Genomic DNA, 11,789 nt, shown 5'->3' with positions numbered 1-11,789 from the left:
TTTACGCAATCGTTAGAACATCTCACCTAGGGTTAGACTTCAGCGCTGCGACAATTTGTCCATCAGCTTCGGGGAAATCATGCGCAAGATCGTCGCCGGCTCGATGAAGATCGCCTCAATACTATTTTCGGTTGCGATTTTCTCGACGCACGCCATGGCGGCGGACCTCACGCTCTCGGTGCGCGGGAGCGACGGCAAGCCCGTGGCCGACGCCGTCGTCACCGTCTACCCGGGCGGCCAGCCGACCAAAGGCCCGATCAAGTTCGACTGGCCCTATCGCGTCGCCCAGCAGAACATCCAGTTCAACCCGTTCGTGCTGATCGTCCCGGCCGGCGCCGAGGTCTCGTTCCCCAACCTCGATAAGGTGCGCCACCACGTCTATTCGTTCTCGGCCGGCAACAGGTTCGAGCTGAAGCTCTACGGCCGCGAGGAGAACCGGGTCGTGCGCATGCCCGCCGTCGGCGTGGCGGCCATCGGCTGCAACATCCACGACCAGATGGTCGGCTTCATCAAGGTGGTCGACACCCAGTACGCCGCCAAGACCGACGCCTCGGGCAAGGCCGTGATCCGCGGCGCGCCGGACGGCCCGGTCGTGGTCAAGGTCTGGCATCCCTATCTGCGCGCGCCCAAGAACGAAAAGACCGTCCCGCTCGCCGCCCTGCGCGGCGCGGTCTCGCAGGACGTCTCGGTCGAGCTGCGCGCCCCGGCGGCGATGAACCACTAGGGCCGCCCGATGTTTCACCGTCTGCAGACCAGACTGACCGTCCTCTACGCCGGGCTCTTCGCCCTGGCGCTGGGGGCGATCGCGGTCACCGTCTACCTGACGATCGCGGCCACGGCCCAGCAGGCCGTGCGCCAGGAGCTGGCCGCCACCGGTGGCGTCTTCGACCGCGTCTGGGCGCTGCGCACCCAGCGCCTGCGCGACGGCGCCGACCTGCTGTCGCGCGACTTCGGCTTTCGCGCCGCCGTCGCCACCCGCGACGCCCCGACCATCACGTCCGCCCTGGCCAATCTGCGCGGCCGCATGGGCCTGGACCTGGCCGTGATGATGAACGTCGACGGCGAACTGACCGGCGTCGATCCGTCCAAACTCGACACCGAACGCCTGTGGACCGCCCTCGACGCCGAGGACGGGGCCGGCGGCGTCTTCATGGTCGGCGGCGAGCCCTACCAGCTGATCTCGGCCCCGATCCTGTCGCCCACCCTCACCGGCTGGGTCGTGTTCGGCGTCCGCCTCGACGACCGTGAGATGCGGGCTCTGGAACGACTGTCGGCGATCCGCCTCGACGCCGACGTCTTCAGCCGCGAAACCGGGCGCGACGGCGAGCCTTGGCGCGCCCAGGACGCCGACCGCCAGACCCCCGCCCTCACCGCCTTCGTCGCCCAGGCCTTGAAAGGCGATGGCGTGCCCGGCCGCGTCCAGGGTCCGGCCGGCGACGAACTGGTGCTGGCCAAGCCGCTGAAGGCGCTGGGCGGCGGCGCCTCGGCCCTGGTGCTGCGCTATCCCCTCGCCCTCGCCCTGGCGCCCTATCGGCTGCTGCTGGCCGCCGTGGCGCTGGCCGGCCTGGTCGGCGCGGCCCTAGTGATCGCCGCCAGCTGGATGCTCTCGCGGGGCCTCGCCCGCCCCATCGCCGAGCTCGACGCCGCCGCCCGGGAGCTGGAACAGGGCCGCGAGGTCCAGGTCGCCGTCCAGACCCGCGACGAGATCGGCCGCCTGGCCGAAAGCTTCAACCGCATGGCCGACGGCATCCGCGACCGCGAGGCGCGGATCACCCACCTGGCCATGCACGACGCCGAGACGGGCCTGGCCAACCGCCACGCCCTGGAAACCGAGATCGCCGCCCGCATGGCCGCCGATCCGAGCCAGCCGGTGATCATCGGCGCCCTGGGCCTGGACCGCTTCACCTTCGTGCGCGGGGCCATCGGCTACGCCCTGGCCACCGAACTAATCGTCGAGATCGGCGAGCGGGTCCGGTCGCACAATCCCGACGTCATGGTCGGGCGGCTGACCACCTCGACCCTCTGCGTCGTCTCCAGCTTCACCGATCTCGACGAGGCGGTCGCCGTCGTGACCTCGGCAACGCCGATCCTGGAAGCGCCCGTGCGCCTGGGCGGCGACCTCGTGGACATCCACGTCAGCAACGGCCTGGCCGCCGGCCGCCAGGGCGAAAGCGACCCACACCGCCTGATCGAGCAGGCGATGATCGCCCTGGACCAGGCCCGCGACGCCGGCAAAAAGGCCGCCGCCTTCGACGAGACGGCCTATGGCGATCCGGCCAGCAACCTCTCCCTGATGAGCGAGATGCTGGAGGCCGTGCGCACCGGCGCCCTCTTCCTCAACCACCAGCCCAAGCTGGATCTGCGCACCGGCGCGATCACCGGGGCCGAGGCCCTGGTGCGCTGGATCCACCCCACCCGCGGCTTCCTGGGTCCCGACCTCTTCGTCGGCATGGCCGAGGAGACCGGTCACATCCGCGCCCTCACCGACTACGTCATCGACCAGGCCATCGCCGACCAGCAGGTGCTGCGCGCCGCCGGCCACGACCTGCTGATGTCGGTCAATATCTCCGGCCGACTGATCGACGACCTCGGCTTCGCCCGTCAGGCTATCGAGCGCGTCACCCAGGCCGGCGCGCGCATGTGCTTCGAGATCACCGAGACGGCCGTGGTCGGCAACGCCGCCGTGGCGCTGCAGGTGCTGGAGCAGTTCGCCGCCGCCGGCGTCGCCGTGTCGATCGACGACTACGGCTCGGGCCTGTCGTCCCTGGCCTATCTCAAGCAGATCCGCGCCGACGAGCTGAAGATCGACAAGGCCTTCGTCATGGGCATGGACCGCGAGGCCAAGGACGCCCTGCTGGTCAAGTCGACCGTCGACCTGGCCCACAGCCTGGGGCTCAAGGTCGTCGCCGAGGGCGTGGAATCGCGCGAGGCCCTGGCCATGCTGCAGGTCATGGGCTGCGACATCGCCCAGGGCTATCACATCGCCCGGCCGATGGGCTTGCCGGCCCTGACCGAGTTCCTGGCCGCCTGGGGCGCCGAAGAAGAGGCGGCCGATCCCCAAGCCAAGAAAGCCTGAACCTTCAGGCCTGCCGCTTCAGCAGGTCGAGCACGACGTGCAGGCTGTCGGCGATGTGGACGCACTTCTCGTGCATCTCCTCGGTCGGATCGAGGATGTCCGGGACCATGATCGTCATCATCCCCGCCCCGTGCGCCGCGCGGACGCCGGGATGGGAATCCTCCAGCGCCAGGCACAGCGCCGGATCGACGCCCAGCCGCTCGGCGGCCAGCAGGTACGGGTCCGGGAACGGCTTGTGCCGCGTCACGTCATGGTGGGCGACCACCGCGTGGAAACGGGGCAGCAGGTCGAAGCGGCCCAGATACCGCTCCACCGCCGGCAGGCCGTTCGAGGTGGCGATGGCGCGTGGCAGACCCAGGTCGTCCAGGTGATCGAGGATCTCCTCGACGCCGTCCTTCAGCCGGATCTCGGCTTCGAGCAGCAGCTCGACGTCGGTCCACAGCCGCTCGAAGAACGGCTTCACCGGAAAGTCCTCGCCATAGAGCTCGCGCAGCATCACCGCGCACTCGGGATTGGTCTTGCCGACCATCGAGGCGTAGGTCGCCGCCGTGATCGGCGCGCCGAACACCTTGCCGGCGTCGATCATCGCGGCGCGATAGACGGTCTCGGTATCGAGCAGCAGGCCGTCCATGTCGAAGACCACCGCTTCGACGCGGCGTGGGAAGCTCACTGGGCGAACTCCTCGGCGCGATAGCCCTGGAAGTAGAGCAGCGCGGTCAGGTCGGCATGATCGACCTTCGCGTGGGCCCGGGCCGCCACGATCGGCTTGGCGCGATAGGCTACGCCCAGGCCAGCGGCCTCGATCATCGCCAAGTCGTTGGCGCCGTCGCCGACTGCCAGGGCGTCGGCCGGGGTCAGGCCCAGGGCGGCGGTCTCCTCGTTGAGGGCGGCCAGCTTGGCCTCCTTGCCGAGGATCGGATCGCCGACCTCGCCGGTCAGGGCGTCGTCGGCCTCGATCAGCGTATTGGCCCGGTTCAGGTGGAAGCCGGCGGCCTGCGCCACCCGGCTCGTGAAGAAGGTGAAGCCGCCCGAGACCAGGGCGCAGCGGGCGCCGTGGGCGGCCATGGTCTTGACCAGCGTCTCGGCGCCGGGGTTGAGCCGCACGCGCTCGTCGAAACAGGTCTGCAGGGCCGTGGTCGCCAGGCCCTTCAGCATGCCGACCCGCTCGCGCAGCGCGCCCTCGAAGGCCAGTTCGCCGCGCATGGCGCGCTCGGTGATCTCGGAGACCTGGTCCTTGACGCCGGCGAAGTCGGCCAGCTCGTCCAGGCATTCAACGTTGATGATCGTCGAGTCCATGTCGGCGATCAGCAGGCGCTTCCTGCGGTTCAGGGCCGGCTGGATGGCGAAGTCGACGGGCTTGTCGGCGATGGCGGCGATCACGCGCTCGCGGACCTGGGCCGGATCGACGTCGAAGGTCACGTCGATCGCGTCGGGGCCGAGCGCGACGACCTCGCCGAGCGACAGAGCTGCGGCGAGGATTTCGGCCTCCGGGCCGACGAGGGTCAGGACGTGCATGAACGGGGCGGCTAAGCCAGTCGCCCCGCCCCGTCAAGCAACTTGCAGAGCGAACCCGCTCAGCCCGCCTCGATCCCGGTGCAGCGCTGCAGCAGGGCGACGCCCGCGCGCTTGCCGGCCGTCTCGGCGGATTCGCCCGGCGCCGGCTTGACGTTCTCGAACAGGAAGTCGAGCCCGTCCTCGTAGACCTTGCTGGCTTTGACGCCCTTCTCGGCGCCATCCTCGAAGGCCTCGTCCATCATCGTGCGCCCCTTGGCCCCGAAGGCTTCGAGCACGAACTGCATGCCGCGCCCGTCGGCGCCCTTGCTGGCGAAGACCTGCGGATAGCTGGTCGCCACCTTGCCCAGGATCACCAGCACCGCGCCGCAGCCAGCCTTCTCCTGAGGCGTCAGGTCGGGCGCCGGCGTGGCCGCCATGGCGGCGGCGGCCGCCGAGGGAGCCTTGGGCTTGTTGGGCGTGACCGCGGCCAACGCCGGACCGGCCGTCAGGGAGGCGACCATCGCGGCCGCAATCATGTATGTACGCTTCATGGACCAAGCCGCCCCATACGCAACCGTCGCAACGCCCTTCGCTGACGACTCGCGCGTCTGGATGATCGCCGGACCGACGGCCAGCGGCAAGTCGGCCTATGCCCTCGATCTGGCCGAACGCACGGGCGGTGAGATCGTCAACGCCGACTCCATGCAGATTTACGCCGGCCTGCGGGTGCTGACCGCCGCCCCCTCGCCCGAGGAGGAAGCCCGCGCGCCGCATCACCTGTTCGGCGTCGCCGACGCGGCCGACGGCTGGTCGGTCGGGCGCTGGCAGGCGGCCGCCGTCAGGGTCCTGTACGACATCGCCGCTCGCGGCCGTCCCGCCATCGTCGTCGGCGGCACCGGCCTTTATTTCCGCGCCCTGACCCACGGCCTGGCCGAGGTGCCGCCGGTGCCAGAAAGCCAGCGGGAAATCTCGGGCCTGCTCTACGCCGCCCAGGGCGAGGCGGGTTTCCGCGACCTGCTGCGCCCTCTGGACCCCGCCGCCGAGGCTCGCATCGAAAGCGGCGACCGCCAGCGGCTGGTCCGCGCGCACGCCGTGGCCGTGGCCACCGGCCGGGCGCTGTCGGAATGGCAGGCCGACACCCGGCCCGTCCTGCAGGCCGGCGAATGGCGCGGCGTGGTCCTCGACCCGCCCCGCGCCGAGCTCTACGCCCGCTGCGATGCGCGTCTGGCCCTGATGGTCGAGAACGGCGCGCTCGAAGAGGTGGCGGCCATGGAGACGCGGGGCCTGGATCCCGCCCTGCCCGCCCTCAAGGCCGTCGGCTATCGCGAACTGGCCGCCCACCTGCGCGGCGAGACCAGCCTGGACCAGGCCCTCGACGCCGCCCGCCAGGAAACCCGCCGCTACGCCAAGCGCCAACTCACCTGGTTCAGGAACCAGACGCCGGACTGGCAAAAGCTCGACCCACTGCACAAAGGCTCGCAGGATCCGGGCGACTTGGCGTAAGGGCCTGGACCAGCCCGCCACAGGATTTTCCGATGACCGAACTCGCCCGCCTCGCCGCCGCCGTCGCCGCTCGTCTGACCGAGCGCGGCGAGACCGTGGCCGTCGCCGAGTCCTCCGCCGGCGGGTTGATCTCGTCGGCGCTGCTGGCGACGCCCGGGGCCTCGAAGTTCTACGCCGGCGGCGCGGTCGTCTACACGGCCCGGGCGCGCCTCACCCTGCTCGACATTCCGCAGAAGGCCATGGACGGGCTGCGCTCGGCCAGCGAACCCTACGCCATGCTCCTGGCCCGCGTGGCCGGCAAGAACCTGAAGGCGACCTGGGGCCTGTCGGAGACCGGCGCCGCCGGGCCGGAGGGCAATCGCTACGGCGACGCGGCGGGGCATGCCTGCTTCGCGGTCGTAGGCCAGGAGCGAGAGGTCAGTCTTACCATCGAGACCGGGATGGATGATCGGCAGGCGAACATGCAGCGCTTCGCCGAGCAAGCTCTTGCCCTGCTTCTTGAGACCTTGGGCTGAAATTCGCGCCAGACCCGTTGCGACTTATCCGCCACGGGTCGTTTCTTGCGTCAAACCGCGCCTTGACGCCCCCAGGCGAGCATGGCATTCCCCGATCATCCATTTGGAGCAACACTCGTGCGCACCACCATGATCGTACTTATGGAGCGGCCGTTCACGGCGTGACCTCGAAGTCACGTTGATAGATCGGTCGCGCGCACAAAGGTCCTTCGGGGCCTTTTTTCTTTTCCGCCGCCTCCAAAGCCCAGCTTTCCACGTCCATCCGGGACTTCCGCCATGACCGCCCATCAGACCATCGAGAGCAACGCTCCCGCCGATGCCGCCAACCGCGCCATGACCGGCGCCGAGATCGTGGTTCGCGGCCTCGTGGACCAGGGCGTCGAAGTCCTGTTCGGCTATCCGGGCGGCGCGGTCCTGCCGATCTATGACGCGCTGTTCCACGAGCCGCGCCTGCAGCACATCCTGGTTCGCCACGAACAGGGCGCGACCCACGCCGCCGAGGGCTATGCGCGCAGCTCGGGCAAGCCTGGCGTCGTCCTGGTCACCTCGGGTCCGGGCGCGACCAACGCCATCACCGGCATCATGGACGCCCTGATGGACTCGATCCCGATGGTCGTCATCACCGGCCAGGTCCCTACTCACCTGATCGGCACCGACGCCTTCCAGGAAGCCGACACCGTCGGCATGACCCGCTCGTGCACCAAGCACAACTACCTGGTCAAAGACGTCCGCGACCTGCCGCAGATCATCCACGAGGCCTTCAAGATCGCCACCACCGGCCGTCCGGGCCCGGTGCTGATCGACATCCCCAAAGACGTCCAGTTCGCCAAGGGCGAATACTACGGCCCGACTGAAGTCGCCTCGAGCCACGCCTATTCGCCGCGCATCAAGGGCGACGCCAGCCGCATCGCCGAGGCCGCCCGGATCATCGCGGGGGCCCGCCGGCCGATCTTCTATACCGGCGGCGGCGTCATCAACGCCGGCCCCAAGGCCAGCGAGGCGCTGCGTGAATTCCAGGCCCTGACCGGCGCGCCGGTCACCTCGACCCTGATGGGCCTGGGCGCCTTCCCGGCCGCCGATCCGGCGTGGCTGGGCATGCTGGGCATGCACGGCACGTTCGAAGCCAACAACGCCATGCACGATTGCGACGTCATGATCTGCGTCGGCGCCCGGTTCGACGACCGCGTCACCGGCCGCCTGGACGCGTTCTCGCCGGGCAGTAAGAAGATCCACATCGATATCGACGCCTCGTCGATCAACAAGAACGTCCGCGTCGATCTGCCGATCGTCGGCGACGCCGGCAGCGTTCTGGAAGACCTGATCGAAGCCTGGAAGGCCGCCGGTCACCAGCCCAACAAGGGCGCCCTGACCGACTGGTGGGCCCAGATCGACGCCTGGCGCGCCCGCCAGTGCCTGTCCTACAAGCGCTCCGAGACGGTCATCAAGCCGCAGTACGCCATCCAGCGCCTGTACGAACTGTCCAAGGACAAGGACGTCTACATCACCACGGAAGTCGGCCAGCACCAGATGTGGGCCGCCCAGTTCTTCCGCTTCGAGGAGCCGAACCGCTGGATGACCTCCGGGGGCCTGGGCACCATGGGCTACGGCCTGCCCGCCGCCCTGGGCGTGCAGCTGGCCCACCCCAAGAGCCTGGTCGTCGACATCGCCGGCGAAGCCTCGATCCAGATGTGCATCCAGGAACTGTCGACGGCGATCCAGTTCGATCTGCCGGTCAAGATCTTCATCCTGAACAACGAATGGATGGGCATGGTCCGCCAGTGGCAGCAGCTGCTGCACGGCGAGCGCTACAGCCACTCCTATTCCGACAGCCTGCCCGACTTCGTGAAGCTGGCCGAGGCCTACGGCGCCGTCGGCATCCGCTGCTCGGACCCGGCCGAGCTGGACGCCAAGATCCTGGAGATGATCAACAGCGACAAGCCGGTGATCTTCGACTGCCGCGTCGAGAAGCACGAAAACTGCCTGCCGATGATCCCCTCGGGCAAGGCCCACAATGAGATGATCATGGGCGAGGTCGAGGACATCGGTAACGTCATCGGCGAGGACGGCGCAGGGCTGGTCTAAGCTTGACAACTCATGGGCGCATTGAGTGAAAATGCGCCCATGCCGATATTCGAGTGGGATCCGGAAAAGGCGAAGTCCAACTTTTCCAAGCATGACGTGGCCTTCGAGGACGCGACCATGGTCTGGACGGACCCGCTGCACGTGATCTACCCGGATAGGGTGGTCGACTACGAACAACGCTGGCATGCCGTGGGCGTAGTCGGTCTTGTGACGGTGCTGCTGGTGGTTCACATCTATGTCGGCGATGCTGGCGCGGAACGCGTTCGCATCATCAGCGCGCGAAAGGCGACTCCCTGGGAGCGCAAGGTCTATGAACAAGACAACGCTTAGCGAAGAGCAACGCGAACGACTGGCTAGGTTGGACGCTTTGCCCGACGACCTGATCGACACGACGGACATTCCCGAAGCGCCGCATGAAAACGCCCGCCTGGCGCGGCGTCCAGGGCAAGGTCAGGCCCTGGCCCACCCGGACGCGGTAGCGCTCGACGCCGACATCGTGGGCTGGTTCAAGGAACACGCGGGCGGCAAGCCCTATCAGACCGAAATCAACCGCGTGCTCCGCCAGTACGTGGCCAAAGCAGAAAAGAAGCGCGCCTGATGACCGCCAACGTCCAACCCGCCCCCGCCTCGGCCTACGACCTCAGCCCCAACGAGCAGGCCGAGCAGACGGCGACCTTCGCCCTGCTGGTCGACAACGAGCCGGGCGTGCTGCATCGCGTGGTCGGCCTGTTCGCCGCGCGCGGCTACAACATCGAAAGCCTCACGGTCGCCGAGACCGACCGCAAGGCCCACACCAGCCGCATCACCGTGGTCACCCGCGGCACGCGCCAGGTGCTCGACCAGATCGAGGCCCAGCTGAACAAGGTGGTCAACGTGCGCCGCGTGCACGACGTGACCCGCGACCCCAACGGCGTCGAGCGCGAACTGGCCCTGGTCAAGGTGCGCGGCTCGGGTCCCAACCGCGTCGAGGCCCTGCGCATCGCCGAGATCTTCCGCGCCAAGCCGGTGGACACCACGCTGGAGAGCTTCGTGTTCGAGATCTCGGGCGCGCCGTCGAAGATCGACAAGTTCCTCGATCTGATGCGGCCGCTCGGCCTGGTGGAACTTTCCCGCACCGGCGTCCTTTCCATCGAGCGGGGCGTCGAAGGGATGTAACGGGCCATGGGCGTGATCGGACCGGCCGTCTTAGCGGGAGCCCTGATGCTTTCCGTCCAGGCCCAGCCGGTCGCGCCCGTCGCCCCTGCCCCTGCCCCTGCCCCACCGCCGCCGGATCCGGTGGTCTGGTGGTCGAACGAGATCCCCCGCCCCGCCTCCGAGGTCGAACCGCTGTCGGGCCGACGGCTGGGACGCAAGGAACAGCCCGTTCCCGTCGACAACGGCGTCGATCCCCTGCTCTACCGCCTGTGGGGCCTGCAACCGCTGCAGATCCAGCTGGTCCGCCGCGGCGAACTGGTGCTGGAGGCCTGGGCCCGCCCCGCCCGCGGCGTACGCCAGGCCGTCATCCGCGTCACCGTGCGCCGCGACGGCCGCGCCTTCGTCCAGGCCCGCGCCGGTCTCGGCTGCTGCACCCCCGAGATCGGCCGCCGGGTCGACATCAACGCCGAACTGCCCGGCGAACGCATCGCCGCTTTCAAGGCCCTGGCCGGCGACCGCGCCTGGAGCCAGCCCCGCAGCGTGATCGTCGACTATGGCGGCGGCTCGATCGAAGCCCTGTGCGTCGACGGCGTCTCCTGGGACGTCACCCTGCTGGTCCCCGGCCAGGCCCGCCATCTGCGCCGCGCCTGCGACGACGCCGAGGTCGGTTCGATCGCCGGCGTGCTCTCGGCGGTCGTCGGAGCGGCGGCCGGACGCGATCCGCTGTTCGACGCGGTGTTGCCGCGCGGCGGCGACTTCTCGCGCCAGTCCAAGGCCTATGCCGACCTGATCGCCCAGGGCGGCCAACTGAAGGCCGGAACCTCGAACCGTCCGCAGCCGCCGGCCGTGCCGGTGGTCGATGACGATGAGCCGGAACCGCCCGTCGATACGCCCGTCACGCCTCCGGAAGCCGTCGCCCCGCCGCGCTGATCCGTAGGATCGTGCAATCAACGCGGAGCATCGCTCTACCGATTGGACGACCGGCCGGGCCATAGTGGCCTCGTACCGCCGCAGCCGCCTGCGGCGCTCCCCCAAAACCAAAGCCCCAAATCAAAGCCAGGCCATGACCCGCCACACGCCCCGTCGCGCGACGGCGGCTCCGCGTTGGTTCGCCGCCGCCCTGCTGGCGGCCGCCGCCGTCGCGACCGCCCTGCCCGCCCTGTTCTCGTCCGCTTCCGCCTGGAGGATCCTGCCATGATGATCGACCACCTCCCCGTTTCCGGCGTCTGGTCCTCGCCCGACGGCCGCTACAGCCTGGAGCTTCGCCCCAACGGCCGCTTCGTCGAGGTGCACGCCGAGCCCAGCGGCGTCTTCACCGGCGCCTACGTCCTGGTCGGCGAGACGTTGAAACTATTCGAGGACCACGGTGCGGTCGTCACCGGACGCCTGGCCGAAGGCCGCCTCAGCCTGGGGAGCGTTTGACGCATCCCCTTCCCTCCCGGGGTGCGAAGCCCTATATTGGGATTGTCCGGCTTCGGCCGAACTATGGGGATAAACGCGCACGTAATAAGCGGACTGGACCCGGGTGCGATTCCCGGCGGCTCCACCAAATCTCTCCCGAGTTATCACGGGACTGCATGGGGCCGATCAGCATCGACAGACGTGTAAAGGTGTATGCTTTCTCTCGGCTTGGCCCACCGTTTCGGGCCATTAAACTAAATGCGAACGATAACTTCGCTGAAGAGTTCGCCGTCGCTGCGTAATGCGGTGCAGGTGAATTCGCCTCTTAAGTCCTAGGGGTTCAGATCCTTAGGCGGGGCCCGGAGGGAGCCTGGCAACAGAATCCCTCCACTTCCCTAGAATGTAGACGGCTCCCTCCTCTCTCTTGAGAAGGAATGGGGGAGCCTGGCAACAGAATCCCTCCACTTTCCTGCTCATCCTGAAATTTGATCACCCGCTCGTTCGGCGCGTCTTGCGTCGGGCTCAACTCACGCGAGGCAGGAGCATTGCGGCCAGGCTCCCGACGGCCGGGACCTTCGACGGCC

The 11,789-nt window shown here is 68.6% G+C and carries 15 protein-coding genes and 1 other RNA gene; 13 read left to right on the top strand and 3 right to left on the bottom strand.

The features are described from left to right. Positions 1-79 precede the first annotated feature (79 nt). Both AC1RRS_RS22900 and AC1RRS_RS22895 read left to right on the top strand, forming a co-directional pair. On the top strand, positions 80-724 hold the full coding sequence (locus AC1RRS_RS22900) for a cupredoxin domain-containing protein (protein WP_492857187.1): 645 nt from the start codon (positions 80-82) through the stop codon (positions 722-724). Positions 725-733: 9 nt separating this feature from the next. Then, on the top strand, positions 734-3,076 hold the full coding sequence (locus AC1RRS_RS22895; RefSeq protein ID WP_492857185.1) for a putative bifunctional diguanylate cyclase/phosphodiesterase: 2,343 nt from the start codon (positions 734-736) through the stop codon (positions 3,074-3,076). A gap of 4 nt (positions 3,077-3,080) precedes the next feature. On the opposite strand, the gene AC1RRS_RS22890 is transcribed toward AC1RRS_RS22895, so the two are convergent. From AC1RRS_RS22890 to AC1RRS_RS22880, 3 genes are read right to left on the bottom strand one after another with little or no spacing between them, the layout of a single operon-like run. Continuing rightward, a complete protein-coding gene (locus AC1RRS_RS22890; protein WP_487289697.1) occupies positions 3,081-3,746 on the bottom strand; it encodes an HAD family hydrolase in 666 nt (221 codons plus the stop codon). After that, positions 3,743-4,591 (bottom strand): phosphoserine phosphatase SerB, encoded by an 849-nt coding sequence (gene serB / locus AC1RRS_RS22885; protein ID WP_492857184.1) that lies wholly within the window; start codon positions 4,589-4,591, stop codon positions 3,743-3,745. The genes AC1RRS_RS22890 and serB overlap by 4 nt, the downstream gene beginning before the upstream one ends. A gap of 59 nt (positions 4,592-4,650) precedes the next feature. Next, the gene (locus AC1RRS_RS22880; protein ID WP_492857182.1) at positions 4,651-5,106 is read right to left on the bottom strand and encodes a hypothetical protein; all 456 of its coding nucleotides are present in this window, start codon (positions 5,104-5,106) and stop codon (positions 4,651-4,653) included. A 76-nt stretch (positions 5,107-5,182) separates the two neighbouring features. On the opposite strand from AC1RRS_RS22880, the gene miaA reads away from it, so the two are divergent. The 11 genes from miaA (at position 5,183) to ssrA (ending at position 11,597) form a co-directional block, all read left to right on the top strand. Next, on the top strand, positions 5,183-6,073 hold the full coding sequence (gene miaA / locus AC1RRS_RS22875) for a tRNA (adenosine(37)-N6)-dimethylallyltransferase MiaA (RefSeq protein ID WP_492857275.1): 891 nt from the start codon (positions 5,183-5,185) through the stop codon (positions 6,071-6,073). A 32-nt stretch (positions 6,074-6,105) separates the two neighbouring features. Beyond that, positions 6,106-6,588 carry a CinA family protein gene (locus AC1RRS_RS22870; protein ID WP_492857181.1) on the top strand — a complete coding sequence of 161 codons (483 nt, stop codon included), beginning with the start codon at positions 6,106-6,108 and terminating at the stop codon, positions 6,586-6,588. A gap of 117 nt (positions 6,589-6,705) precedes the next feature. Further along, the gene (locus AC1RRS_RS22865) at positions 6,706-6,753 is read left to right on the top strand and encodes a hypothetical protein (RefSeq protein ID WP_370444040.1); all 48 of its coding nucleotides are present in this window, start codon (positions 6,706-6,708) and stop codon (positions 6,751-6,753) included. A 111-nt stretch (positions 6,754-6,864) separates the two neighbouring features. Beyond that, on the top strand, positions 6,865-8,670 hold the full coding sequence (locus tag AC1RRS_RS22860; RefSeq protein ID WP_492857180.1) for an acetolactate synthase 3 large subunit: 1,806 nt from the start codon (positions 6,865-6,867) through the stop codon (positions 8,668-8,670). 39 nt (positions 8,671-8,709) lie between these two features. Continuing rightward, positions 8,710-9,000 (top strand): BrnT family toxin, encoded by a 291-nt coding sequence (locus tag AC1RRS_RS22855; protein ID WP_110121061.1) that lies wholly within the window; start codon positions 8,710-8,712, stop codon positions 8,998-9,000. Further along, the gene (locus tag AC1RRS_RS22850) at positions 8,981-9,268 is read left to right on the top strand and encodes a BrnA antitoxin family protein (protein WP_492857179.1); all 288 of its coding nucleotides are present in this window, start codon (positions 8,981-8,983) and stop codon (positions 9,266-9,268) included. Before AC1RRS_RS22855 ends, AC1RRS_RS22850 begins: the two co-directional genes overlap by 20 nt. After that, positions 9,268-9,825, top strand: a complete 558-nt coding sequence (gene ilvN, locus AC1RRS_RS22845) for an acetolactate synthase small subunit (protein ID WP_492857178.1) — start codon at positions 9,268-9,270, stop codon at positions 9,823-9,825. The genes AC1RRS_RS22850 and ilvN overlap by 1 nt, the downstream gene beginning before the upstream one ends. Positions 9,826-9,870: 45 nt before the next feature. Beyond that, the gene (locus AC1RRS_RS22840) at positions 9,871-10,734 is read left to right on the top strand and encodes a hypothetical protein (protein WP_492857177.1); all 864 of its coding nucleotides are present in this window, start codon (positions 9,871-9,873) and stop codon (positions 10,732-10,734) included. 133 nt (positions 10,735-10,867) lie between these two features. Continuing rightward, positions 10,868-11,002 (top strand): hypothetical protein, encoded by a 135-nt coding sequence (locus tag AC1RRS_RS22835; RefSeq protein WP_492857176.1) that lies wholly within the window; start codon positions 10,868-10,870, stop codon positions 11,000-11,002. Further along, complete coding sequence (locus AC1RRS_RS22830; RefSeq protein WP_492857175.1) at positions 11,002-11,226, top strand: Atu4866 domain-containing protein; 225 nt, start codon at positions 11,002-11,004, stop codon at positions 11,224-11,226. Before AC1RRS_RS22835 ends, AC1RRS_RS22830 begins: the two co-directional genes overlap by 1 nt. Positions 11,227-11,231: 5 nt before the next feature. After that, positions 11,232-11,597: a transfer-messenger RNA gene (gene ssrA, locus AC1RRS_RS22825) on the top strand. The last annotated feature ends 192 nt before the right edge of the window (positions 11,598-11,789 follow it).

The organism is Caulobacter sp. GW821-FHT12A07 (genome assembly GCF_058807655.1).
This window is presented reverse-complemented; position numbering and strand designations above follow the sequence as displayed.

What these genes read in the sequence shown, in the direction of transcription:
- AC1RRS_RS22830 (WP_492857175.1), top strand. Translation starts at nt 11,002, where the DNA reads ATGATCGACCACCTCCCCGTTTCCGGCGTCTGGTCCTCGCCCGACGGC.
- AC1RRS_RS22900 (WP_492857187.1), top strand. Translation starts at nt 80, where the DNA reads ATGCGCAAGATCGTCGCCGGCTCGATGAAGATCGCCTCAATACTATTT.
- AC1RRS_RS22860 (WP_492857180.1), top strand. Translation starts at nt 6,865, where the DNA reads ATGACCGCCCATCAGACCATCGAGAGCAACGCTCCCGCCGATGCCGCC.
- AC1RRS_RS22880 (WP_492857182.1), bottom strand. Translation starts at nt 5,106, where the DNA reads ATGATTGCGGCCGCGATGGTCGCCTCCCTGACGGCCGGTCCGGCGTTG.
- miaA (WP_492857275.1), top strand. Translation starts at nt 5,183, where the DNA reads ATGATCGCCGGACCGACGGCCAGCGGCAAGTCGGCCTATGCCCTCGAT.
- AC1RRS_RS22855 (WP_110121061.1), top strand. Translation starts at nt 8,710, where the DNA reads ATGCCGATATTCGAGTGGGATCCGGAAAAGGCGAAGTCCAACTTTTCC.
- ilvN (WP_492857178.1), top strand. Translation starts at nt 9,268, where the DNA reads ATGACCGCCAACGTCCAACCCGCCCCCGCCTCGGCCTACGACCTCAGC.
- AC1RRS_RS22840 (WP_492857177.1), top strand. Translation starts at nt 9,871, where the DNA reads ATGCTTTCCGTCCAGGCCCAGCCGGTCGCGCCCGTCGCCCCTGCCCCT.
- AC1RRS_RS22850 (WP_492857179.1), top strand. Translation starts at nt 8,981, where the DNA reads ATGAACAAGACAACGCTTAGCGAAGAGCAACGCGAACGACTGGCTAGG.
- AC1RRS_RS22835 (WP_492857176.1), top strand. Translation starts at nt 10,868, where the DNA reads ATGACCCGCCACACGCCCCGTCGCGCGACGGCGGCTCCGCGTTGGTTC.
- serB (WP_492857184.1), bottom strand. Translation starts at nt 4,591, where the DNA reads ATGCACGTCCTGACCCTCGTCGGCCCGGAGGCCGAAATCCTCGCCGCA.
- AC1RRS_RS22895 (WP_492857185.1), top strand. Translation starts at nt 734, where the DNA reads ATGTTTCACCGTCTGCAGACCAGACTGACCGTCCTCTACGCCGGGCTC.
- AC1RRS_RS22870 (WP_492857181.1), top strand. Translation starts at nt 6,106, where the DNA reads ATGACCGAACTCGCCCGCCTCGCCGCCGCCGTCGCCGCTCGTCTGACC.